Genomic DNA, 23,517 nt, shown 5'->3' on the forward strand with positions numbered 1-23,517 from the left:
TCGCCGTGGCTCTGCTTGGTTCCGGGTTTCTGTCTCATCTCCACTCCTTGGTGGTTACGATGTGCCAGAAACCCTCTCTTATCAATTCAGCCTAAACTGTCCCATTGGCGCTGACGTCAGACAGCCAAGACCACCGAACGAACGCTCCAGGATCCAAGCCGGATAAATGGAAATCAAGGAATTCACCTCACTGCTCTATTCGACTGCTTAACTGCTTATCGTGGCGAAACTTTGGAGTTCGCGAACGTTCTATTCCGCGAGAATCCAAGATACCGAAACTAGCCTCTACTACCCACGCTACCAGCTAGCACAAAATCTTCAACCTCTAGGCAAAACGAGATTACCCACCGTCATACCCGGCCGAATTTCGATTTTCCCTAGCAATTGCCGTTGGAGCGAAAGCCACGGAAACTCGGGCAATCCACCAAGTGCTTTCGACGCAGAGCCCGGCGGAAATTGTTCCTGGTACCTCCTCCGGAGAGACGCAGGAACGGGCACCTTGATCGATTCTTAGCTACGGATAGACACGGGCATCCTCGGGGTTCGTGTTAGAACCATGACCCACTATGATCTCGCATCTCCGCGTTCCAACAGGGCTTGCACGGTTTCTTCCAGCCGCTTCACCCTTTCCGACAGCGTCGGACGCTTTCGATCGTCTGGATGTCCAATCCGCGAGCCGGCCGGCAGCGCGTCTTCCCAGAACCCGGTTTCCTTCAGGTACTGCTCGACCGCGCCGGCGATAACACCGTTCCTCGTTTCCCCGGGATGCGCCGCCAGGTAGCGCTCCAGGGCATCCATGCGGCGTGCTCCCAACCTCACGGATATGGGCTTGTCGTCCACGTGCCTCTCCTCGTCGATGCGGCTTGGTAGATGAAATTCGAATACGTGTTACAAAGTACTTGTAATACGTATTACGTAACGCTATGTTGAAGTCGAGGCGCAAAGCCTCTTTCCCAAGAAAATCTTTACCGAGGTACAGCGCATGGGCCAGCAACGGCAGGGCGCCTGGGGTCCTTGGACGCGGCACGATGGCAATGGCATGCCCGTGCGGCCTGGCACCGTCGTGGAGGTGTTCTCGGAAGAAGACCCCAAGACCGCACGAAACGGCGTCGTTAAGCGCGTCGGCATCGCGGGCGTGGACCTTGTGTATTACTGGCACTGGACCGCGGAAACCCGCGCCACGCAATCCTTGCTCCCGATCGATCTCTACCGGGAGAAAAGGCCGAGAGGCCTCCTTCAGCTCGAAGACTTGCTGGTTCGACCGCGAGAGCCGGTCGAGGCTTGAAGGCCCGCAGTTTCCCCAACCTCGAAAAAGAAAGGATACACCATGTACGACATAATTCCCGACATTCACGGGCAGGCCGCCAAGCTTCGCGGCACGCTTTCGCTGCTGGGTTACCAGGAACGTAACGGCGCTTGGCGGCATCCCGACCTGAACCGCCAGTGCATCTTTCTCGGTGATTTCATCGATCGCGGCCCCAAAAATGCCGAGGTCATCGACATCGTCCGCCGGATGATCGACGCGGGTTCGGCGCAAGCGGTCATGGGCAACCACGAGCTCAACGCGATCCAGTACCATTCGATCCACCCGGAGACGAACGTGCCGCTACGCGAGCATTCTCTGAAGAATGCGAAACAGCACGAAAGTTTCCTTCGAGAGTTCCCGTTGGGCGATGCTGAAACGCGGGAAGTCATCGAGTGGATGAAGACCTTGCCCCTGTTCCTGGAACTGGACGGGTTTCGCGCGGTGCACGCCTGCTGGGACGACGAACATATCGCGACGCTCCGGCAGCACGCGGAAGATGGCATCCTTGCCGGTGACTTGGTCTACCATGCCGCCGATCCGAAGCACCTCCTGCACGAGGCCGTCGAAACGATCACGAAGGGCCCCGAACATCCGCTTCCCGAGGGAGCGGGATTTCACGACAAGGATGGCGTGGTTCGCAACTCCATCCGCGTGAAATGGTGGGCATATCAGCCCGATACCTGGCAGGACGTCGCGATATCGGTTCCAAACCCGGAAAAACTGCTCGCGGGTGCACCACCGGAAGGTGTCGTGCGACGAGGCTATGCGTCGACCGCCAAGCCGGTGTTCTTCGGACATTACTGGCTGAATGGGTCCCTCGAAATGCAAGCCAGTAACGCGCTTTGCCTCGACTACTCGGCAGGCAGGGACGGCCCCCTCGTGTCCTACCGGTTCGTTCCGGGAGACGAGGCGATCTGGCTCGATCGGGTCACGGTACCGGTTTCCAGGTAAGGGTCTTAGTCCTACCGACACCCGGTAGATAGGTGGACCAAGTTCTCGAACTCGCAACGCCGACATGTCCTTGATCCCCCGGAAGGGTCGAACAACAAGGCAACTCGACCTTTGCCGGATGGCCCTTCTCGCTATAGCGTGTGCATGGAGAGAAACTGCAGCTAGGCAAGTTGCTACTTCCTGGAGGTGGGATAGTGGAACCTCGAAAGGCCCGCTGTTCTAGCGACAAGCAGCCCCATGGCACGGACGGCCGTGTTGAAAGAGAGAACGACCATGAACTGGAAGACTGCGTTTCGATCCTTTTACTATGAAACCGCCGAGGAACCGGAGGATATAGAGTTTCTACCCTCGGAGACGGCAGTTCTCGTTATCGACATCCAGAACACTTACCTGGAACCCAAGGACAACCCGCTCGAGAACGCGCGGTGGGCGCCGTTCTTTAACCGGATGCGCGAGATCGTGATCCCCAACACGTCCGCTCTACAATCTTGGGCGCGGAACAACGGCATCGAAGTTATTCATGCCAGGATTGCATGCCAAACCGAGGATGGTCGGGATCGGTCCCTAAGCCAGAAAAAGCCGGGTTTCAATTACCTGCTATTGCCGAAAGACCGCGAAGATAGCCAAATCGTCCCGGAGGTCGGGCCGGTCGGCGACGAGATCGTGGTGACGAAGACTACCGACTCTGTGCTCACGGGCACTAACCTGCGCCTCATCCTTCACAACATGGGCATTCGCAACATCATCGTTGCAGGCATCTTCACTGATCAATGCATCTCGTCGAGCGTGCGTAGCCTTGCCGACGAAAGCTTCAATGTGATCGTGGTGGAGGATTGCTGCGCCGCCGCCACTGACGAGTTGCATAGGCACGAGCTGGCGGTCATTAACATGATCTATTGCCACGTCGTTAGCTCAAGAGAGGTTCGGGGTTTTCTTGTCGGCGCCGAGGGATGAAAAGAAGCGCGAGAGCCCGAAGCGTCGAGCAATCCAGTGCAATCCTCAACAACTCAGCATCTAGCGACCCAGATGCTCTCTAGAACCTACCTATCGCTTCAATCGCCGCTGGGAGTAGGTTGTTGAGCTTCCGTGGGTGTATCCTGGGCATCAGGTCGCTGACCTTGCGATGATGGCATATTTGATCTCACCGAAATCGTATCCCCGATGTTATTGAGCCGGTTGAGATTGGTATCGTAGAGATCGGTCACGTAAATTGCATACGATACCTTGCCACTGTCTCGCTTGCGTTTCTCGCTGTCCCAGCCTCTTGGACCGCACGCGATCATCTCGGTGTTGGTGGCGACTAGGTTGGCGTCGTCGATTATTCCGCCTTGGACCAAGTTGTTCGCAAACCACTTGCGATCTGAGAGCGAAATGGTTTGCCCAGCGCTGTTTCCCGATGCATCGAGTTGCTGGACCGAGACTTGTGCTCCGCCGTAAGAATTGGGGAACTCCGGGTTCGCGTGACAACCTTCTTCGGGACATGGATCGGATATCGATGTTTCCATGGAAATACCGAACTTGATGGAAACCTTGAGCTCACCGGGTTCAAACGGACACTTTTCTGGCTGGTTGATCACCGAAATGGTGTACGGCGCCGTCCAAATTGGATTGGTGATGCAGTATGACTTTTCGATGCCGCGGCCGCGTTTGCCGACGAGTTGCAGGGCCGATGCGCGGTAGTTCCTGTTTGAAACGGCAAGGCTTCCCAAGTCGAACTGGTTTTTTACGCCTTCTTCGCCGGACGGTGGCGAAATGAACCCAAAGACGCGTCCCCCACCAATCCTGTTAAGTGTAAACGCCATGGAGCTACTGTCATTTGCCTTGTAGAAATACTGGTTCCCGCCTTTCCACACGGTTTGAGCCGTGATCCCCGAAACCCCGTTTTCGAGATCCCTCGGAACGAGTGCCGTCCTGCCGCCGTCAAAGTGACCAGCTCCTCCAATGGCCCCGTCCGCGTTCTCAAACTCGCATCTCTGGTCGTGCCAGGACAAATCGTCTCCAGACGAATTGAGCCTGCAGTTTGCATCGAGGTGGAACATGCAAATGGGTCCATCCGTCAGAACCGTGTTGCCTTCCTCGTATGCGAGGACGTTCGGGTCGTTTTGCGAGCCTCCATTGGAGTGTTCACCAGCGAGGGGTTGCGGCGGTGGTGCTGTCGGTTGAAACGGTCCTGGCTGGTTGCTCGCGCCTACGAACTCGCCCGGCGCCAAGCTTTTGTCGGATGCCAAGGCATAGGTGCGAACTCTGCCAAACGCGTTGGAATTCTTGCTCAGCTGTTCTGGATCAAATGAGAACTCTAGGAACGGGATCCCATTGATCGCTCGTTCGAAATCCTCGGAAATGAAAAACAAAACGGTCGACGGCACGGAAATCTCGTAGTTGAAGTCTCCATGCGCATCCGTGCCGGCACTAGCGTAGACTTTGCGGATAAACCTGCGGTTGGGTGAATCTTGAAAGGAAAACGCCAAGCCATCCCGCACGTGGTCGTAGTAGCGGGCCATTGTTTTCTTCATGTCACTGTCCCAGTTTGGACGGCCCACGAAGAGTTGCTCGGGCTGAGCGCCGGAAAAAGGGTCTCTTTGGCGAGCGGCCTGTGACGTGAGCCCGTCATCCTTGAGACTGGCGCTGGTTACGAAATCCGCTTTCCCGTTCCAGACTTGCGAACCCTTGAAAATGAATTCGCGTCCCGACGCGTCAACTTGAATGGCCGATTTGTCTGCGGGTCGGAATGGCGGGTAACCCAGCCCGAAACGAAAGTCGTCGCTGTGCCAACCCCCGATACTGCTGAATGGATGCGCGGCATACCCAAACCCACCACCACGTTGCATTTCCGCCAAGACACTTCGCAAGTCATTCGGGTTATGCGAACCGGTCGCATGGAAGTGCGGTTCGAAGTCGTCCGCATCAATACCCACGGAACCCAGGTCGAAGTTGAGTTCCGTCGAAAGAATATCGACCATGTCGATATCGCCGCCATGCCACGGGCCTTCAAAATGGGGCGCGTCGTAGCTGAGGAGATGCGACCCGTAGCGCGGAACTCCCGAGGCAACAACTTGGCCGCGCCCTGATAACGTGATTTCTTCGCCGCCCATGGCGCCCAGGTGGTTTCGATACCATTCGAACTCGCCGCGCTTTCCGTCCGTGGTACTGGTAGGTCCAAAGCCAGGAGCATTTCCTGCGTCAAAGTCTCCACCCGAGAAAAAAGCGTTGTGATCCGTTGTAGCGATCTTGTTGCGAAAATCGCTCCAATTCCCCGCGTTTAACTGGACGTCAAGCATCCCCAGGGCATAAGCAGCTTCAACGAGCATGGCTATCGGGCCACCAAATGCCTTTCGCGCACTGTTGACGTCGTTGAGTTTACTCGCCGTTTGCTCCGCGATTGTGTGCACGTGGATATCATAGTGACGATCTAACGGTGAGAACTTCGGCAAGCCTGCATTCGGCTCGACCACGACACGCATTACCCGTTCAAATTCATCGCCGTTGCTCGCGATGGCGACACCCCTGATGTGTTGAACACCGGGCAGTTCATCCAGGCCCGGAATGCCTAAACATTCAGTTGGTATTCGAACAACGTAGTGCCAGAAGTCAGTGGTCTTTTCGCTTGGCGAGAGCGTTTGGCGTTCATGGCCGTCGGGATCGATAATTGAAACTTCATGGGTCGAGCCATCCGAGCCAGTACACGTGGTCTGGTCCGCTTCATCGATGCGATCATGAAACAAGATCCGTACGGACTCACGCGACCGCACGTCAAAGGCGGTTATCTGTATCTCGGTCAGCCTGGCGGGATTCAAGGCAGTCGGGGAGCTTATTTGAGGTGTAAACACCAACACGGGCACGTAGTCGCGAACGGTTCGCCAGGGCGCATCGAAAAAGACATCTAGGCGTTCGGTTTCCGGGTAGGCGAGCGCAGCCTGCGCGTTGAGGACCAGGAGCCCAAGGAATGAAATTAGTCTTCTTGCGGCAATTCTCATAACGCATGCCTTCCAAATTTGACCGGTGATATGCAGAGAAGCGTACACGAATAACGAGTTTTGACCAAATTCGGTCAACTTCGTCTTGTCTGGCTGCACGCTCTAGCCGCGGTTGAGGCTTTGGTTTAATCAGCCTGGCAACCGCTATTTTGGAAATCGGCCTAGCGATGCTTGTAACCCGGCAGCACCCAAGAAAACTTCTGTAAAACCTTTGCCTGGGTTTTTCACTCGGCGCATTGGTGCACCTGGTCAATCGCACCCATCTTTTTCAGCAGTTGCTGTGCCATCCAGTAGTATCCGATTTCATTCGGATGTGCCGTGCCGGTGAGGTTCGACATTTTTCTTGCTGGTGCGCTTTGAATCGCGAAGCTCTCGATGCCCGCGCGGAACCACCGTCCTTCCTGGCATCCGTCAACTGGGATCTGCGGCTGAAACCCGCCACTATGTTGAAAGCTGTACTCGGGCGGTCCGGCGCAGATACCGTTGTTCATAAACATTCGCCAAGGCATATCGACGAACACCCAACCATGCTCCGCAGCAGCTTGGCTTTGTATTTCGGAGAGTTTTGCCAGGGCATTGTTTCTCGCCCAGTCGGCCTCGAAACTCGCGATGTCAAGTTCGTCGCGGTTCACTGCATCGAAGATCGACATTGGCAAACCGACAAGTCGACCTGATATATTTTCAAAGAACTCGCAGGTAACATTTTCGCTGCGGCGGGTGAAATCAGGATAACCCATTAAGTAGGTGTCGCCGACGGAAAGTTCACCCGTGTCTTGGAGTTTTGCCAACTGTTTTGCGAGGTAATTGTATTCATCGCGAAGCCGCCAAAGACCTGCGACAGGCGCTTCGCCCGAAAAGGCAAAGTGCACGTCTGACCAGTTGCCGTAGTTTATTCCGTGCAAGATGCTTCGAAATGGCGGGCCAAATTTGACGTCGCCTCTTTCTCCTTCTCTCAAGATCAAGGCCGTCAAGATGTTGGAGAAGCCGATGTCGTTACCGCCAAAACCCATGATCAACTTGTCAATTTTCCGTCCGCGGGTGAGGTCTACTAGTTTCGCGAGTTGGTCTTCACTTTGAGGCCAGCCGATTGCGGGTTCGAGCGATGGATTGCGAATACCACGATCGATTGATGCGCCCGACACGGCCAGGTTCACAAACGTCACGCTGCTCTTCGGCTCGCCTTCTTCAAGTTCAATGGCTGCCTGGCTTCCAGGTGCGAACGGGGAGCGGTGCGCACGCGCGTGCTCACGGGATGACGGGTCCAAGCTGCCTAGGTCCGTTTCGCCGAACCTGACAGTGTAGTAGCGGGTTCCAAAGGGATGGGCCGTATCCTGCCGTTCAAGCATTAATCTAGCTGTCGACGTTCCAGATGCCCAAAGCGGCCAGCCAAGCCCGAGCTCGCGAAGTGCATGGTCTTCGTACAACTTCCTTTGGTTTTCCTCGGTAGCTTCTTCTATGGAATCAATAACTTCCTCGTTCAGAAGCCGCCATTTCCTAGCGACCTGCGCTCCTAGTTGAACGGCAGTCCCCACACGGTCCTCATAGTTCAGAATTTGCGGGTCGATCCGCGCAACGGGAGCACCTTCTCCAGACGAATAGCTGTCTCCCATGACAGCAACCAGGATGTCATCGGCAACCACCTCCAATGGTTCGCCCTTGCTGCAAGCAGACGCTTTATCAACGCGGTACGAAATAGAGTAGGGCTCCTCGGGGAGGCACACTACTGTAGAGATCTCGCCGTAGGCGAAATTGCTTGCTTGAAGCCGCGCGTAGGCCAATTCATCAGTGCCATTTGCACTGATCTTCAACATGAGCCTCGGGTAAGCGTTATTGGCCTGCAGCCTCGCGGCAGCAAGGGCTGCCAATTGCTGCGGCGGCGATGTGGACTGTCCCACGACAGGGCCATTACCTGATTGCGAACTTTGCAAGGAGTCAACGGCTTGCAGGCCATTGGTAGTCGCACCAGATGGAGCTTGAGCAGTCGGCGACGGCGGTTCTTCGATTTTTGTTCTAATCAAGACCGGAAATCTTGCTTCGTTCGTTCCGCAATTCGTGCAAGGGCATTGTGTTCTACCAAGCAACCAATCCCGCGTGTTGTGAATCAATAAGTCTCTTGGTCCTTGCGAGGCGGGTGCTTGGTAACGCGGCACCATCTCCCAATCGACCGAAACGTCCATGACGCCCGATATTTCGTCGCACTCTGATTGGAAATCAGCTTCGAGGCCAACCTCGGGAGCAACCAATGGCAAATCCTGCAATGTGTTGGTAGCGACTTCAATGGATGGAGGCCCAGCTAGTTGCTGGCGTTCTAGTGTGAAATTATTCTGTTGTGCGTGAGCCGTGTGCGCCGCCAACAAGAGAAAAAAAGCTATGGATTTCTTTAACACTTGCTCCTCCTAATAGGACTGACCAATTGTTCGAATAAGTGAGAATGCTAGCAAATTTTGCAAAAAAAATCGAGGCGCGGAGCGCTCACGAGCAAAATGGATGTAGAATCTATGCTTTGCTGTCGCCAGGTGCCAATTTGCGCTAGCCAGGACCATCTAGGTAGCCCAGCTTTATTGTTGGCCAATGGTTCTGGTCTCTATTCTATCCAGATAATGGTGTCCGTTACCGTCCGGAGATAGAGCGCCCGGCCAGTTCGAATGACCGCGGAGTGGGGAAAAGCCGTGTTTAGTCTTTGCAGCGACTTACCATCTTGCCATTGTCTTGTCGGTAGCTTGCCTGACGGTTGGAGTGGCGGCACTATTTGAGACATGTTGTAAGGCTTTGAGGAACTGACCGATGCGTTTGAAAAACAGATGGTTAGAGTTTGTGTCCGTCGCGCTTTTTGGATTGATGTTTTCGACGGAAGCCAGCGCGCAACAATTGTGGAACGGATCTCTTGTAAGCCGGGGCAAGTGCGGTAGTCACATTGGGGTTGTTGGACCTTGTCTGACGTCAGTACCTACCGGATAGATTTAGGGGTTTGAGCAACGGAGGATTTCTGGTTCATCGAAGCCATTAAGGAGCGAAGATGAACGAGAAATCCGGAACATCGAAAGACGCCGCTGACAAGTTGGTCAGGGGCATCAAAAGGAAGACCCGCAAACAGTATTCGGTCGAGGAGAAGATCAGGATCGTCCTGGCAGGTCTTCGGGGCGAGGAGAGCATTGCCGCACTGTGCCGTCGCGAGGGAATCGCAGAGAGCCTGTATTACTCCTGGTCAAAGGAGTTCCTGGAGGCCGGGAAGAACCGGTTGGCCGGGGATACAGCACGGCAGGCGACGACGCCAGAGGTCAAAGAGCTGCGATCTGAAGCCTTGACCCTGAAGGAGGTCGTTGGCGAACTGACGCTTGAGAACCGGCTGCTCAAAAAAAGCATGCTCGGAGATGGGGGCGAAGACGAATGAGATACCCTGCCTCAGAGAAGCTTGAAATCATCCGCACGGTGGCAGCCTCGCACCTGCCGGTGAAGCGGACGTTGGCGATGCTCGGTATCCCCAGCAGCACCTATTACGACTGGTATGCACGCTGGGCTGATGGCGGCCTTGATGCGCTTGCCGATCGCTCTCCGCGACCGAGATCAGTGTGGAACCGCATCCCGGACAACATCCGCCAGGCCTTTGTTGACTTTGCGCTGGACCACGAGGACCTGACACCGCGAGAGCTGGCGGTCAAATACACCGATGAGAAGCGGTATTTTGTCTCCGAGTCATCAGCTTATCGTATCCTCAAGGCCGAGGACCTGATCACGGCCCCGGCCCATGTGGTTATCCGGGCGGCGGACGAGTTCCGCGACAAGACCTCGCGCCCGAACGAGCTCTGGCAGACCGATTTCACCTATCTCAAGGTCATCGGCTGGGGCTGGTTCTATTTGTCCACGATCCTCGATGATTACAGCCGCTATATCATCGCCTGGAAGCTCTGCACGACGATGAAGGCCGCAGATGTGACCGACACGCTGGAACTGGCGTTGGACGCTTCGGGCTGCAACTGCGCGACTGTTGTGCACAAGCCGAGGCTGCTCAGCGATAATGGTTCGTCTTACGTGGCGGCCGATCTGGCGTATTACCTCGATGGCAAGGGAATGGATCATGTTCGTGGTGCGCCGCATCACCCGCAGACCCAGGGCAAGATCGAGCGCTGGCATCAGACGATGAAGAACCGGGTTCTGCTGGAAAACTACTTCCTGCCCGGCGACCTGGAACGGCAGATCGGCGCTTTCGTCGATCATTACAACAACCACCGCTACCACGAGAGCCTGGCCAATCTGACCCCGGCCGATGTCTACAATGGCCGCGGCGCAAAGATCCTGAAGATGAGAGAGGAGATCAAAAAGCAGACAATCCGAAAACGCCGCTTGCAGCACCAATCCGCGGCCGCCTAAACTCAAACAGAAACCGAACCAGAGCCTCCGTTATGAAACAGCCTCAGCTCTCCGGAAATCTCTGACGACGGACAACCTCTCGAAGCGCCTCTCAATCTTCGCCTTTCGACGGTACAGGATCATTGATCTTGCTGCGCGTAAATATGGCAGGCGTTGATTTTGGCCGCACTATGATAGCAGGATTTCCCCAAACAGAAACGAATACAGCAACACGACCAGACCGGCTTAGGTGAGCTGGCTCGACCTCAACGATCCGAACTCGCAGCTCGGCGTTTTGTTCCAAGGCAGGGAGTAGAATATCAGTTGCATGGGCATCTAGCTTTCCCGCCGGTACAAGCCTTGGCTTACCTATGCCAAATGGCAACCGGGAAGGTTGCTCGATGAATACTGACACCGTCGCATCAGCGTTCAGTGAAAGCATCGCACCGTCGCCTGGAGAAACGCCTGCGGACACAGGGTCGATTTCCAAAGCAATTTCCGCTTTTTGAATGATTGGCTGCATGCCGCCTCACTGTCCTCAATTGGTCTGAGGTTGGGATGAGTATACCTGAGAGCAGCGGCTCAGTAGACTCGTGATTTTGTCTGTCAGGACGCAAAGTCCACGTCGATGTTCCTAGCTTTGAGCGCAGCCAACACACCGCCCAAGACATTTCTTGCGTTGATCCCCTCTTTCAACGCTGCGTTGATGTCGAAGTCTGCGGCCCCCGCATCACGAATGTTAAGCAACACGCGCTTTCCCGTCCTCGCGTCATAAACAACCTGACGACGCCCGCCCACGATAGATCTAAGTCCAACAAATTCAGAGCCGTTTCGCGAATGAAAAGACATAGCAGCACCTTCATTTTCACGAAGTACAGACTAGTCAAAAGCGTTCATAGGCATAGTCGTCCCGGAAGTTCGCAATAAGAACTGTGCCGGAACAGACACATCATCAGTGGCGGGTGCGTATGCGAATACCACATTTTGAGTTTTTGACCATTATCGCCACAAGTGCTGCATCACCATCCCAACCACCTTCCTCCGAGCCTTGAACCGTTGACCCGCGCGGGATGCCGTTCGGGTGAAAGAGGGCGCTCGATATTTTAGTGATCCAAATATTCACGCCCTACCCATTGCAGGCTCGGCTTCAGGCCCCAGAAATGCCTGCTTGATACCTCCCACCGGTCCCGGAAACCATCGTCCCTATGAACCAAAGGCCAGTAATGCACTAACAAGCAAACCGGACCAGTCAAGCGGGGCTGATTACGAGCCCAAAGTGACCGGATTCTGTGCTTTGCGCGAATTCCTGATATCGTATGCAACGCGACTACAGACCTTCAATGGTAGGTTTACGTTAAATACATTGTGATGGAGGGAGAGTTCATTGGCACAGAGTTTATTTAAGATATTGGGTGCGCAAAAACCAATCCTGTCTGCACCTATGGCTGGTGCTGCGGGACCGGAATTGGTTGCTGCGGTTTGCAATTCAGGCGGGTACGGCGTCACTCCGCTTTGGACACAAGCGGCCGATCACGTGGTGGCTGGAATTGGAGAGCTGAGAGCACTCACAGACCAAAACTTCTCAGTAAATCTCAACCTTTACTTCTCATATTAGGAGCAGCTTGAGGCGTGCATCGATCAAGGCGTGCACGGTGTTTCATTTTCTGGGGAATGGAACCCAAGGCCATTGAGCGGGCGAAAACGGAAGGCTTGGTTGTCTTGATGAGCGTAGGGAGCGCAGAGGAAGCGAAAATTGCGGCTGATGCAGGTGCGGACGTAATTGTAGCGCAGGGCTGGGAAGCGGGCGGGCATGTTTGGGGCCAGGTTTCGACCTTGGCTCTTGTCCCGGCGGTCGTGGACGCTGTAGACAAGCCTGTTGTTGCTGCCGGAGGCATTGCGGATGGACGCGCGATGGCTGCTGCAATGATGCTGGGCACTTCGGGTGTCTGGATAGGTACCCGTTTGCTTGCGAGCAGAGAAGCAACCATCCATCAAACCTATCGGACCCGCCTGTTGGAGGCATCAGAATCTGACACCGAATGGGCGCATGACTTATACGACATTGATTGGCCTGACGCACCGCATCGCGCACTCAGAAATTCCACGTTACAGGCTTGGAAAAAGGCTGGAAGTTTAGCGCCCGGAAAGCGCCCGAACGAAAACCAAGTAATCGGCCATCGGCCTACCGGAGAGCCAGTTGTCCGATATCAAAGTTATACTCCTTTGCCCGAAACATCCGGAGATGTGGAGGCTATGTCGCTTTGGGCGGGCCAAGGCGTGGCGCAAGCCCGGAAAGTATCGTCTGCGAAAGACATCGTTAATGAAATCTACCAAGATGCAAAAAAACACCTCAACATCGGAAGCACAGCACTCTGAAAATGAGGAAAAAACTCCGCCGGATTTGCTTTATTGGCAAGACAACTTAGCAGAATGGTGTAATTCGCTAAGCAGACATTTGTGCAACCGCATCAAAAGTCTACTATGTCCGCAGAGCTGTCATTCGGCCCGATCGGGACGAACGTCCGCTTTTAAGCCTTACAAAATTGCAGTTATCTCGTCCGCTAGGCTCATCACTTCTGATACGGCCAGCATATTATTTCCTGCTTCGACAACACCCAACCCGCGGCCGAGTGTTTCGGCATAGATGACCCGGTTCCCGAGGTTGGATTTCAGTGTCGTTGCGCCCTGTTTAGCTATCGCCTCCGTGACTTCTGACCCCAGACGCGTTCCCGCACGTGTACGGTTCATAACTATGTGCCCGGTCTTTCCAACTCTGTCGGCCAGATCCAAAACATCTTGTGTTGCCCACAAGTCGACATGGCTGGCAGACATAGGCACCAGAACCAGATCAGCTTCTCGAAGCGCAGGCCGCAGATCGCTGTCTGCCTTTGGCGGAGTGTCAACAAAGACGTAGTCAGCAGCTTTGGTGCGAGAGCGCAATTCGTACGATATCCCCCACGGCGTCGCTGTAGAAAAATGGAGATTTGGGTTCTCGCCGAGTTTGTTTTCGCGCATCATGAACCATTTCCCGAGACTACCCTGTGGATCTGTATCCAGAAGGGCTACCTTTTTTCCTTTTGAAAGAAGGGCTATGGCAAGGTTAACAACAACGGTTGTTTTTCCAGACCCACCCTTTTGCTGCGCGACGGTAATGATGTGGCCTGACATGGACACGTCCTCAAACGAGCTGATTCTGCAATGCAGCATAAAGCTGTTGAGTAAGTATGGGGAGCCTGCGTTCATTGCGGTTGGTGGTGCCGCCCATTTGTTAAGCCCGATTGTTTAGGCTTTCCTATTTGTTAAGCGCGATGAAACCTGCGCGCTTGCGCGACCGTTTACAGAAAACCCTGCCGGAAGGACCCGCAGGTAGCCCGGGTGTTGCGTTAAGTCTTTAGTGCGGGCTGGCTCCTCTGACGCCTCGTACATACTCTCTCTTTTTCGATTTTTAGTTTGATTGAGCAGGATTTGCCATGGCTCGAAACAATGGATAGTTACAACCGGGACACCACTGGGACATAGCTCTGTCCCGCAAAAGCCTTTGAAAACACGCTCTTTTTTTGTTGCAACAGCAGTTTCATAAACAAGACAATATATCGTAATTACAGCTACCGTATGGGTTATGTATGTTTGCTCCTGCCGGAGATGTCCCAAGCGTCCCGAAGGCAAGTTTTCAACATCCATTCAGCAACTTAAGTGGGACGCCACGCCGCTACGCGGGACTTCAGCCGGCTAAGATGTCAGGAGAACAGGCATTCGAAGGGCACCAGCACAACCCGATGTTGTTCGTGGGGCGCAACTCGAACACCGCTAGAAGGCTGGATCACACCATCGATTTTCTTGAGCGCTGAAACATAGGAGCCGTTGCTCCACTTGGTCTTGTCATAGAGTTTTGCGGATGTCGTTGTCTTACCCGTTCGTAGCGCCAGACATTCCCTGTTCTCGAGGACGTAAATGCCATGGCGCCGCAACACTGCGACTGGATCCTCTACACCTGTGATGGGTTCCTGATCGAAGTGCGCGAAGACAATTTCGCCCACAGTTCTATTTATACCATGATCTAGAGACAGTGACGCGCTGAGGAGATGATCCAGTGCATCGCGGCCTTCCGACATCTCTTCGGACTCTTTGCCATCAGCGATCAAAGCTCGCATTGGGGCTTCCAAGTCTTCCAAGCGGAGATCATCGATTTCGCCATCGAACAGGGCGAGGTCCAGGCCTGCCAGAATTGTCGCCGCCGTATCGGCCTGTCGCGCATCGGCGCCCAGGGTTCGGGCTTTCGCTGAAATTGCTCCATGTGTTTGATTCCACCTTGAACTCTGAGCAAGCATTCGGCCACGGAACCGCGCTGAGATTTCCCGGCTCATCTCAAAGACACCAGAAAGGTCCACTGCTGCTTGGGTCGGGTCTTGGCAGCTAGGCAGTGCCCTCAATTCCAGCAGAACAAATCTCGACCGGTCCTGCGGTTCCAGGTGGATGTGATTGATAGAGGTAACGTAAGCTGGGCCCAGCGTCCGGAATGACACGGGTGAATGGTCCGAGCGGCCGCGGGATATGCGCCCACCCGCTCCTCCTGACATCCGCCGGAGCAAAGCAAGCATGCTGTCCTGTCGGGAAGCGTTTCTAGGATTATCGTCCGGCTCAAACTCGTCCATGAGAAGCGGACGTGCCTGATTATCGCGAGACTGCCGGATCCCGGCCTCAGTGGCATCATTGATCACCTCGCCAGCAAAATCCCCAAGCAAGCAAGCTGCCAACTCGATCAGCTTGGACTTCCCACTCCCCCTGCTGCCATGAACGTAGAGATGTGTCCGCCAATCAGGAAAGCCTCCGAGGCAGGCCGCAGCAACCCACCCGAACCAGATGTCGGCATCTTCGGGCGTCTTCCATCCCCACAGCGGCCGAATGCTGTGCAACAAGTTCGCGGCCTCGCCCGGAAGCATTGGCGTCAGGTCCGGCGGGGTGATCGGCCCAGCACCAATCGGTATGTACTTCGCGTGGTGCTCCAAAAGCGCCTGGGTCTGTCCGTCTGGAAAGACAAGGCTATCTCCACAATGCGCGATTGCACCACCCGCGTCGTCACACCAGACGCCAATAGACCTCAAATCGGCCCGACCTGGTTCAAAAACGCCCTTCGCATTGCATTGCTCGATGATCCAGAGGCCAGCGCGTTTGTGGCACCAATCATTGTTTTGCGCAGAAAACATCGAGCGACACCATTCCTCGGTTTTCGTCCCGCTGCCCAAGAACAACGACCGAACCCCCCTGCCTGCCTCTAAAGCTTCAGCGGTAAGCTTTCGGAACTGGCCGCTTGGCGGAATTATGAAATAGTGACCTCCACTATGTCCAAGCGGGATAATGGGGCAGAATTCTACGGGGTCTGCGTATTTGATGTCCCTTGCATGAAAGGTTCCCACGTCGCCACCCGTGTCTTGCTGAATGCTTGATGTCAAGTTGCCGTCTGCTTCGCTCGGTGCGACACGCGTGGGATTCGCGAAAGCCTCAACTATTGGATCCCTTTGGCCGACAATTTTCGAATCCTCTCCTCCGTTCGCTTGCCCAGCGAAGGAGCCGGTCTTTTTTCTGCCTTCCATCACGCAAGCCTTCCATTCTGCAAAAATTGGCCACAGACCTCAGATTTCATCGAAGCTTCAAGGTCTCGCCGGCGGCATTCGACATTTCGGACAGCATCTTCGATTGATGCGCCGTTAGAGGCCGCTCCGTGACCCGAACCCGAATGCTTGTTTTCGTCAGACATGGAAATCTCCTTCTACGCGCTCCTCGATCCAACGGCGGACATCGCAGATCCGGTATCGAACCAACCGTCCCAGGCGTACAACCGGCGGACCATCATCCCGCGCGACCGCCAGCTCCAGAAACCTTGTCGGAATACCGAACAACTCTTCGACTTCGGATCGATTGAGCAGGCGGTTGTCCTCACATTTCGCCATCGCGTTTCTCCAAATTCGCCTCAAGATCTGGTAGCTCCCCTCAACAGAGGTCAGCTATCTTGTGGCTTGGTCTTTTCAGATCTGAACGAAGATAGTCCAAGGGCGTTACAGGAAAGCACAGCCACCGGGTTTAGGAGGAACGGATTTCCGCCGAAGCTGATGCCGTAAGCACCGCTGCGCGATCAATATTTGCAATAAATCAATGGCTTAGAATTTTTCGCGGACATGAAAGCAAGCTGTCGGACTTTTTTTCTTATGTCTGTGTCAACGTCCACAAAGTGCCAAGATCCCGACGTTCTGCGCTGTTCAGACCCGAATCGTCTAATCCATGCCGACTGAAAAATGCTGCTCTTTTTCGCCGGTTTCGGGGCCGATCGAAAACCGTCAGTCGCCCTGAATGTCCTGGCGGGAGCTTGCCTGACGTCCTTCCGGCGGATGGTTCGGATTGATCCTTCCGGAGAGTTCCTCGCAGACCGTTTGCATTGCCGGCCTCAGCCCGTCGAGTGAAGGTCGTACATATCGCTGCCCCGTGATCGACAAAGGCGTGTGATTGAGAATCCGCAACCGGCTCAATTGGTCAAGAGCGTGTCACCGGAATTCAGCTCCTACGTGCTGGCCAGCGCAATTCCTCCCGCCGCAGCCAACATGCAGAGAGTCGTCTGGGAGACCGTCCGGCACCCCGGATCATCTCGGCCTCTGATACACCGCGCAAACACCTCAATGGATCTTCTTGTCTCCGTATTTCATTGCCTCCAAGCAATGTTGCAATCTACGCTGACGAAAAAGCCAAAAAGATGGCAGAGACAATCGAACGATTAACTATGGGATGGGATTGGAAAGATGATTGGGTTGGCAGAAGAACAAATAGGAATTCTGGAATTATTCCAGGAAAGCGACTGGCTGGTCTTCAAAGTCATGATAGGAGTGGCTGCGGGGATGATACTTGCAGACCACTTCATTGGTATCGGGGAGAAAAAGAGGATGGGGCTCTCTGACTTCTTGTTCGTGACCATTTTCCTGCCGGTGGTGCTGCTGACCCTCACTTGGCCAGTTTCAAAACTTCTTGTTCTTCTGGTGGTCCGCTACTCACTGGGACAATAGCGCTGTTCCTCGGGGTTTCCAAAAGGGGATCGGAAATTTTCCTTCCTTATGTGTAGGCCTCGTATCGATCTATCCCGACCAGATAGTTGATCCCGCTCATCCGATCGCGGTACCGAACCACCAGAAGACAAGCCGAGCACAATCAGTGACGTTTCCGGCCCTTTCGATAGGTGGGGCGTACTGTCAATAACGACCAAGGATAGGTGGCTGGGGTGGTAGGAAGAACCCTACGCGACAAGCACCAAAAAATGCCTCAGCTTCGTGGAAAATTTTCAGGCCTGTGCCGTTTCGTAGCCACTTCGCTCCTCCGTTTTCACAAACATAAAGGCGGACCACTTCACAGGGGAGAGTCAGTCGAGAAGCTGCCGACAATGTTTGAGAAAACTCTTTTCTTTCCCCAAGATTTTTGAATCTGATCATCCTTCTTGGAGAATACATTGAAAAAGTGGAATTCTGAGCCCTTTTTAATGAGGAAATCCCTGGGCCGGCATTAGTTTGCTTAAGGCCTCCATAGAAAAAGGGCTCTGCTGCCGCTATAGTGGAGCTAAGTGACAAGAAGTTCAGTACACGAAGATCCAAGGGGGCTTGGAGTTGATACGAACGACCATCACCTTGTTCCTAGTCGTTGCAGCCGTGCTTGGAACCTACTGGCTTTGGGGCATGTATACGGGAAGAAATTGGCAGTTTCCTGAGATCATAGGCATCGGTGGTGGTTCGACACTCGGAGGCTTCGGGAAGGCACTTTGCGGTGCTTGGGGTGGATGCTGAGAGGTGTTCTTTAGTTCGGAGAAATGGTCTTGAGCTGTGCTCAATACCCGCTCTGACTGGAGTATCAGGGAAAACAATACCTGTTACTAGTTCTCCACAAAACTCGGCCCGGAAGGAAAAAAGGTGACTCATGGAGTCCCCGTCTTACTCGTGACGTATTTCTCTACTATAAATAGCTGGCGTGCGATGTCGTCAAAAAACATGATAATGCACCGAAAGTGAGGAAATGTGATACAGCGCCTGAAGATAGCTATCAAGAACTTAACACACGAAGAACATGGAGTGGCAATGTCCGAGTATCTTGTCGTGCTCGGCTTATTGGTAGGCGCTATAATCGGCGCAATTGTGATCTTTTCGGGATCTGTATCAGGCGTATTCGTCAGTTTTGCGAATTTCATTCAGTCACTTGCATAGAATGCGCAACAGTAAACGGCCCTCCAAAACTTCGATCTGTTCAACTTGAAACCAGAGGAACGATGTTTCCATAGGCCAAAGTGAGGCATCGAACCGCCGACATTTTTTCAAATTAACGCCCAAAATAAGTTGCAGACTACAGTTACTGGAGCCACGAAAAACGAAATCTTGATTGGTTCGTTTACAGAAAAGTACATGTAGCGAGAAGATGCATGGCCGAAGACGATTTCGATTTCGACGTTCAAGAGTTCATAGCAAAAAACGAATTGTCGGGCGTAAAACCTAAACATATTCGCCCGGAGCCCGATCAGCTTGTCCCAAGAGAAAAAAACTGGACTTTGCCAGGGTTTCATGGCCGCGCCCGCGTTATGACGAACTTTGGAAACCTTCCAATCATGGGCTTGCGCAAAGGTGATCGCGTCAAGACAAAGTCTGGGGCATTCAAGAAGGTGGAATGGACAGACGAGCTGCGACTGGATGAAGATTTCCTGAAGTCTTTTCCAAAAGCGCAACCCGTAGAAATTTCTCAAAACGCTCTGGGTGCCAATTCACCCGAAGCCGGTTTCATGTTATCGCCAGCTCAAGAAGTCATGCTGCCGCGACAGTCGAGCTTTATAGAGCTTGACACAGTTCACGCGCATGAAATCGTGGGACGGCATGGCGTACGTTGCGCCGCTCAGGTCTCGATCTCTTATTTTCTTTTTCATTGCGGCGGCGAGGAGATTGTACGCGTTGAGGGAACTTGGTGCCGGGTTTCTTTGTAACGGCGCAGATAGGGTCCAAAATGGACACCTTCTTTCAGGCGTACACCCAATCTTCCGAGGAGGGTGCTTGTCCCACCCGGGCGGCAGCTATCTTGTAGCTTGGTCCTCACTGATCTGACCGAAGATAGTCCAAGGGGATTACGGGAGAATTCAGCCACCGGCTTGAGGAGGAACGTATTTCGGCCGAAGCTGATGCCGTGAGCACCGCTGCGCGATCAATATTTTCAATAGATCAATGGCTTAGAATTTTTCGCGGACATGAAAGCAAGCTGTCGGACTTTTTTTTCTTATGTCTGTGTCAACGTCCACAAAGTGCCAGGACCCCGACGTTCTGCGCTGTTCAGACCCGAATCGTCTAATCCATGCCAACTGAAAAATGCTGCTCTTTTTCGCCGGTTTCGGGGCCGATCGAAAACCGTCAGTCGCCCTGAATGTCCTGGCGGGAGCTTGCCTGACGTCCTTCCGGCGGATGGTCCGGTTTGATCCGTCCAGAGAGTTCCTCGCAGACCGTTTGCATTGCCGGCCTCAGCCCGTCGAGTGAAGGTCGTACATATCGCTGCCCGGTGATCGACAAGGGCGTGTGATTGAGAAGGCGGCCAACGACCTCTTCCAGGACACCGGCTTCCATCGCCACGGTTGCGAAGGTGCGCCGGTGGGCGTGCGGGCTCCAGGTGATGCGTTGCGGTGAACTCAGGCGACCATCCAGACCCTTGGGCGATGGAAACACCCATTTCCGATGGAGACCGCGAACCGGCGCCAGGATCTCGTGATGCAACTGGAGGATTGGCAGATCGAAGCTTCGCCCGTTCTTCGTCATCGGCAGAGAGATGTGATCCTCATGGACGTTCTTCCACTCCAGCGTCAGCGCCTCGGTCTTCCGGAACCCCGTAAACAGGATCAGTTCGTAGAACACCTTGTGGATCGGGTTGTAGAGCCCATCGACTGTATGCCGCCAAGCCTTCAGGTCCTCGATGATCTGACCGTTCGGCTTTTCCTCAAACCATTCGATCGCCATGGTCGGGCTTTCCGGCAGGTCATAGGTGCGCCGCGCGTGGTTCCAGACAGTGCGGAAATATTTCAGCGTATGATTTGCCGCTGACGGGTGTTTTGCCATGGACCGGTGCCGTTCCACCACCATGGTTTTGGTAATCTCGTCCAGCGGCAACCGTAGCCAGTCTTTCAAGTGAAGGTCGAACTGCTGCCGCAAGCTCAGACGATGCGCATCAGACCTGAGTTTCGGCCGGGCCAGATAGGCGTCCAACGCGTCACCCAGGGTCGGCGCGCCGATCTGGATGTGCTTGCCTGCCCCCCTGCCCCATTCAAGCGCAAACCCCAATGCGGTTTGCCGGGCGGCTGCCGCCGAGATGACCGGAAAGCGTCCGATCATGACCCGCCTAGTCTGACCACCGACATCCTTCTGAAAATACCAGGTCTTCGCTTTCTTGCCGACGAAGAGCGCAAGGCCTTTGATCTCGCTATCCCAGTACTTCTCGGTAACGGACTTTGTCTGTGGAACCTTGCGGGCGTAGGTTTCTGTGAGCTTTGGCATTTTGTCGGTTTTTTGTAGGTAAATACATGCAAATGGATGAAACTGGCTGCAACCAGATGCAAGATATTATTCAATTAAATGAAACTTTTGGCAAGTAGATGCGATTAGATGAAACTCACAACATCTGCTTGGAAGGCTCGTGTGATACCATTTCACCATGCTCGCCCGGCAGGTTGATTCCATATGGCATCCCCACGAACCCGTCAAGCAAGCCACGGCCCCCGCCACAAGGAAATGACCGCGGCCCGCTTCTGTGCTAGCAAACCGCCAAAGACCGGCCAGAACGGCCCACAGGGAGACATCGCATGACCCAGATCTGGCAGATGACCGCAACCGCCATCGCCGCCGCCATCCGCGACCGGAAACTTTCAGCCGAAGAAGTCACGCAGGCCCATCTCGATCGGCAGGACCAGGTCAACCCGGCCATCAACGCCGTGGTGCAGGCGTTCCCCGAAGAGGCGCTCGCCGCCGCGCGCGCCATCGATGCCACCATCGCCCAGGGCGAGGATCCGGGCCCGATGGCCGGCGTGCCGGTGACGATCAAGGTCAATGTCGATCAAGCAGGACACGCGACCACCAACGGCCTCAAACTCCAGGAAACCCTGGTCGCCCAGCACGATACCCCCGTTGTCGCCAACCTGCGCCGCGCCGGCGCGGTGATCACCGGGCGCACCAACACGCCCGCCTTTTCGCTGCGCTGGTTCACCAAAAACCAGCTGCACGGCCAGACGCTCAATCCGCGCAACCGCGCGATCACACCGGGCGGGTCGTCGGGCGGGGCGGCCTCGGCGGTGGCCGCCGGGCTCTGCGCCATGGGCCACGGCACCGATATCGCGGGCTCGATCCGCTACCCGGCCTATGCCTGCGGTCTGCACGGTCTGCGGCCCAGCCTGGGCCGCGTGCCGGCCTGGAACGCCAGCGCGCCGGATCGCTTCATCGGCGCCCAGCTGATGGCGGTCTCCGGCCCCATCGCCCGCAGCATCGACGATATCGCGCTATCCCTTGCCGCCATGGCCGGCCCCGATCCGCGCGATCCCTGGTCGGTGCCCGCGCCGCTCGCGGGCGGCGATTTCCCGAAACGCGCCGCGCTCTGCATCGCCCCCGACGGCATGCCGGTCGATCCGCCGGTCGAGACCGCACTGCGCGACGCCGCCCAGCGCCTGCGCGATGCCGGCTGGCAGGTAGACGAAGCCGATAGCCCGCCGATGCGCGAGGCCGCCCGCATCAACGCCACGCTCTGGATGGGCGAAACCCAGTTCGGCGCGCGCGAATTGATCGAACGCGAAGGCGACCCGGACGCGCAATTCGTCTTTGCCCAGATGTCGCGCGACGCGGGCGAGGTCGGACTTGACGAGCTGATGCGCGCCCTGCAAGCGCGCGCCACCCTCATGCGCAGCTGGGAGGTGTTTCTCGCCGAAACCCCGGTCCTGCTCTGCCCCGTCTCGGGCCAGTTGCCGTTCGAACAACAGCTCGATGTCCGCTCCGAGACCGATTTCGCCAGCGTCTACGAGGCCCAGCTCACCCAACGCGGCCTGCCCGTCATGGGCATGCCCGCGCTCTCGGTCGCTACCGGCACGGCGCAGGGCCGTCCGGTCGGCGTGCAGCTCGTCGGCCCGCGCTACCGCGAGGACATCCTGCTTGCCGCCGGCCACGAGATCGAATCCCGCGGCAGCCCCGTCACGGTCTGCGATCCCGATCCGGGCTGACGGCCTCAGGCCCCCAACCCCGGGCCCCCAACGTCAGGCCCCGCTCACCCGGGTCAGAACGTCGGGCACCTCGAAAACGATCAGCGACAACAGAATCCAGGCCACGATCACCAGGATCGGCAGGCTGTAACCGGTGTATTTCCCCAAAAGCTCGATATTTCCCTCGGCCCCCGGCCGCATCCGCGCCCCTGCCACCGCCGGGAACTCGCCCTCGGGGTCGTATTTGTGCGTGCCGTCGGCATGTGTCAGGTCCCGCCAGCTTTCCGCCGTCACCGCACTGGCCCTGAAGGCCGCCGACACGCTGAAATACGTCGACGCGGCCGAGCCGACGCCGACCAGCGAAAACACCAAAACGCAAAGCCGGAAGGCCAGCGGCCCGATATTGCCTTCGGTCAGCAATGAAAACGAGGTGAAGAGAAGCGCCTGGAAGGTCACGAACCAGAAAATCCGCTGGTTCACCAGCGCATCCTCATGCACCACCTTCTCGCGATACGCCCGGTAAAGTTCCAATGCGTATTCGCGGTCATCCACGCGTCCGTCGGCCATACCGCTTGCCCCCTCGTCACCGTTACCCGGCCAGCCTGCCCCGTGGCCTGCGGCCGCACAAGACCGGTCCACCCGCCGGGTATGGACCCACGCGCGCTTCTGTGGCCTAGATGGCACATCGCCCCCAACAGGCACGAGGCCCG

Annotated in this window: 19 protein-coding genes; 9 read left to right on the forward strand and 10 right to left on the reverse strand. The window is 55.5% G+C overall.

The features are described from left to right. Positions 1-564: 564 nt before the first annotated feature. Positions 565-840, reverse strand: coding sequence for a hypothetical protein (locus tag E0501_RS15795; RefSeq protein ID WP_137702373.1), 276 nt, complete (start codon positions 838-840; stop codon positions 565-567). Positions 841-982: 142 nt separating this feature from the next. Here E0501_RS15795 and E0501_RS15800 point away from each other — a divergent pair, with 142 nt between their 5' ends. The 3 genes from E0501_RS15800 (at position 983) to E0501_RS15810 (ending at position 3,211) form a co-directional block, all read left to right on the forward strand. After that, on the forward strand, positions 983-1,285 hold the full coding sequence (locus tag E0501_RS15800) for a hypothetical protein (protein WP_137702374.1): 303 nt from the start codon (positions 983-985) through the stop codon (positions 1,283-1,285). Positions 1,286-1,327: 42 nt separating this feature from the next. After that, complete coding sequence (locus E0501_RS15805) at positions 1,328-2,257, forward strand: metallophosphoesterase (protein ID WP_137702375.1); 930 nt, start codon at positions 1,328-1,330, stop codon at positions 2,255-2,257. A 273-nt stretch (positions 2,258-2,530) separates the two neighbouring features. Beyond that, positions 2,531-3,211, forward strand: a complete 681-nt coding sequence (locus E0501_RS15810; protein WP_137702376.1) for a cysteine hydrolase family protein — start codon at positions 2,531-2,533, stop codon at positions 3,209-3,211. A gap of 98 nt (positions 3,212-3,309) precedes the next feature. Here E0501_RS15810 and E0501_RS15815 read toward each other — a convergent pair whose 3' ends face one another. Together E0501_RS15815 and E0501_RS15820 are read right to left on the reverse strand one after the other, a co-directional pair. Then, positions 3,310-6,231, reverse strand: coding sequence for a hypothetical protein (locus E0501_RS15815; protein ID WP_137702377.1), 2,922 nt, complete (start codon positions 6,229-6,231; stop codon positions 3,310-3,312). Between the two features lie 224 nt (positions 6,232-6,455). Continuing rightward, positions 6,456-8,618, reverse strand: coding sequence for an SGNH/GDSL hydrolase family protein (locus E0501_RS15820; protein ID WP_137702378.1), 2,163 nt, complete (start codon positions 8,616-8,618; stop codon positions 6,456-6,458). A 629-nt stretch (positions 8,619-9,247) separates the two neighbouring features. Here E0501_RS15820 and E0501_RS15825 point away from each other — a divergent pair. Further along, positions 9,248-10,599 (forward strand): IS3 family transposase gene (locus E0501_RS15825; protein ID WP_137702379.1). Its coding sequence is split into 2 segments (ribosomal slippage): positions 9,248-9,584 and positions 9,584-10,599, totalling 1,353 coding nucleotides; the frame shifts between segments, so codons are not numbered across the junction. Positions 10,600-10,690: 91 nt separating this feature from the next. On the opposite strand, the gene E0501_RS15830 is transcribed toward E0501_RS15825, so the two are convergent. Together E0501_RS15830 and E0501_RS15835 are read right to left on the reverse strand one after the other, a co-directional pair. Further along, entirely contained in the window at positions 10,691-11,101 is a 411-nt protein-coding gene (locus E0501_RS15830; RefSeq protein ID WP_137702380.1) for a hypothetical protein, read from the reverse strand. A gap of 83 nt (positions 11,102-11,184) precedes the next feature. Then, on the reverse strand, positions 11,185-11,427 hold the full coding sequence (locus tag E0501_RS15835) for a hypothetical protein (protein ID WP_137702381.1): 243 nt from the start codon (positions 11,425-11,427) through the stop codon (positions 11,185-11,187). A gap of 559 nt (positions 11,428-11,986) precedes the next feature. Here E0501_RS15835 and E0501_RS21835 point away from each other — a divergent pair. Both E0501_RS21835 and E0501_RS15845 read left to right on the forward strand, forming a co-directional pair. Then, positions 11,987-12,193 (forward strand): nitronate monooxygenase, encoded by a 207-nt coding sequence (locus tag E0501_RS21835; protein ID WP_407943459.1) that lies wholly within the window; start codon positions 11,987-11,989, stop codon positions 12,191-12,193. A gap of 56 nt (positions 12,194-12,249) precedes the next feature. Next, positions 12,250-12,954 carry an NAD(P)H-dependent flavin oxidoreductase gene (locus E0501_RS15845; protein WP_137702383.1) on the forward strand — a complete coding sequence of 235 codons (705 nt, stop codon included), beginning with the start codon at positions 12,250-12,252 and terminating at the stop codon, positions 12,952-12,954. A gap of 159 nt (positions 12,955-13,113) precedes the next feature. Here E0501_RS15845 and parA read toward each other — a convergent pair whose 3' ends face one another. The 3 genes from parA to E0501_RS15860 all read right to left on the reverse strand — a co-directional run bounded on the left by parA (position 13,114) and on the right by E0501_RS15860 (position 16,526). After that, entirely contained in the window at positions 13,114-13,746 is a 633-nt protein-coding gene (parA, locus tag E0501_RS15850; protein ID WP_137702384.1) for a ParA family partition ATPase, read from the reverse strand. 569 nt (positions 13,747-14,315) lie between these two features. Beyond that, positions 14,316-15,782 (reverse strand): hypothetical protein, encoded by a 1,467-nt coding sequence (locus tag E0501_RS15855; protein WP_137702385.1) that lies wholly within the window; start codon positions 15,780-15,782, stop codon positions 14,316-14,318. Between the two features lie 543 nt (positions 15,783-16,325). Continuing rightward, the gene (locus E0501_RS15860; RefSeq protein ID WP_137702386.1) at positions 16,326-16,526 is read right to left on the reverse strand and encodes a helix-turn-helix transcriptional regulator; all 201 of its coding nucleotides are present in this window, start codon (positions 16,524-16,526) and stop codon (positions 16,326-16,328) included. Positions 16,527-17,366: 840 nt separating this feature from the next. Between E0501_RS15860 and E0501_RS15870 the strand changes: the two genes are divergently transcribed. Both E0501_RS15870 and E0501_RS15875 read left to right on the forward strand, forming a co-directional pair. Then, positions 17,367-17,627 carry a hypothetical protein gene (locus tag E0501_RS15870; RefSeq protein WP_137702388.1) on the forward strand — a complete coding sequence of 87 codons (261 nt, stop codon included), beginning with the start codon at positions 17,367-17,369 and terminating at the stop codon, positions 17,625-17,627. A gap of 1,394 nt (positions 17,628-19,021) precedes the next feature. Next, complete coding sequence (locus E0501_RS15875; RefSeq protein ID WP_137702389.1) at positions 19,022-19,573, forward strand: Hint domain-containing protein; 552 nt, start codon at positions 19,022-19,024, stop codon at positions 19,571-19,573. A gap of 418 nt (positions 19,574-19,991) precedes the next feature. Here the strand turns inward: E0501_RS15875 and E0501_RS15880 are convergent, their stop codons facing one another. Beyond that, entirely contained in the window at positions 19,992-21,122 is a 1,131-nt protein-coding gene (locus tag E0501_RS15880; RefSeq protein ID WP_137702390.1) for a tyrosine-type recombinase/integrase, read from the reverse strand. Between the two features lie 305 nt (positions 21,123-21,427). Here E0501_RS15880 and E0501_RS15885 point away from each other — a divergent pair, with 305 nt between their 5' ends. Then, positions 21,428-22,828, forward strand: coding sequence for an amidase family protein (locus tag E0501_RS15885; protein WP_137702391.1), 1,401 nt, complete (start codon positions 21,428-21,430; stop codon positions 22,826-22,828). A gap of 33 nt (positions 22,829-22,861) precedes the next feature. On the opposite strand, the gene E0501_RS15890 is transcribed toward E0501_RS15885, so the two are convergent. Next, positions 22,862-23,374 carry a hypothetical protein gene (locus E0501_RS15890; protein WP_137702392.1) on the reverse strand — a complete coding sequence of 171 codons (513 nt, stop codon included), beginning with the start codon at positions 23,372-23,374 and terminating at the stop codon, positions 22,862-22,864. Positions 23,375-23,517: the final 143 nt, after the last annotated feature.

The organism is Marimonas lutisalis, assembly GCF_005434965.1.
Lineage (GTDB): Bacteria > Pseudomonadota > Alphaproteobacteria > Rhodobacterales > Rhodobacteraceae > Marimonas_A > Marimonas_A lutisalis.

Excerpts from the sequence above, each read along its gene's own strand:
- parA (WP_137702384.1), bottom strand. The coding sequence starts at position 13,746 with ATGTCAGGCCACATCATTACCGTCGCGCAGCAAAAGGGTGGGTCTGGA.
- E0501_RS15835 (WP_137702381.1), bottom strand. The coding sequence starts at position 11,427 with ATGTCTTTTCATTCGCGAAACGGCTCTGAATTTGTTGGACTTAGATCT.
- E0501_RS15855 (WP_137702385.1), bottom strand. The coding sequence starts at position 15,782 with ATGTTTTCTGCGCAAAACAATGATTGGTGCCACAAACGCGCTGGCCTC.
- E0501_RS15860 (WP_137702386.1), bottom strand. The coding sequence starts at position 16,526 with ATGGCGAAATGTGAGGACAACCGCCTGCTCAATCGATCCGAAGTCGAA.
- E0501_RS15810 (WP_137702376.1), top strand. The coding sequence starts at position 2,531 with ATGAACTGGAAGACTGCGTTTCGATCCTTTTACTATGAAACCGCCGAG.
- E0501_RS15800 (WP_137702374.1), top strand. The coding sequence starts at position 983 with ATGGGCCAGCAACGGCAGGGCGCCTGGGGTCCTTGGACGCGGCACGAT.
- E0501_RS15885 (WP_137702391.1), top strand. The coding sequence starts at position 21,428 with ATGACCCAGATCTGGCAGATGACCGCAACCGCCATCGCCGCCGCCATC.
- E0501_RS15890 (WP_137702392.1), bottom strand. The coding sequence starts at position 23,374 with ATGGCCGACGGACGCGTGGATGACCGCGAATACGCATTGGAACTTTAC.
- E0501_RS15830 (WP_137702380.1), bottom strand. The coding sequence starts at position 11,101 with ATGCAGCCAATCATTCAAAAAGCGGAAATTGCTTTGGAAATCGACCCT.
- E0501_RS15815 (WP_137702377.1), bottom strand. The coding sequence starts at position 6,231 with ATGAGAATTGCCGCAAGAAGACTAATTTCATTCCTTGGGCTCCTGGTC.
- E0501_RS15805 (WP_137702375.1), top strand. The coding sequence starts at position 1,328 with ATGTACGACATAATTCCCGACATTCACGGGCAGGCCGCCAAGCTTCGC.
- E0501_RS15870 (WP_137702388.1), top strand. The coding sequence starts at position 17,367 with ATGATTGGGTTGGCAGAAGAACAAATAGGAATTCTGGAATTATTCCAG.
- E0501_RS15880 (WP_137702390.1), bottom strand. The coding sequence starts at position 21,122 with ATGCCAAAGCTCACAGAAACCTACGCCCGCAAGGTTCCACAGACAAAG.
- E0501_RS15845 (WP_137702383.1), top strand. The coding sequence starts at position 12,250 with ATGGAACCCAAGGCCATTGAGCGGGCGAAAACGGAAGGCTTGGTTGTC.
- E0501_RS15875 (WP_137702389.1), top strand. The coding sequence starts at position 19,022 with ATGGCCGAAGACGATTTCGATTTCGACGTTCAAGAGTTCATAGCAAAA.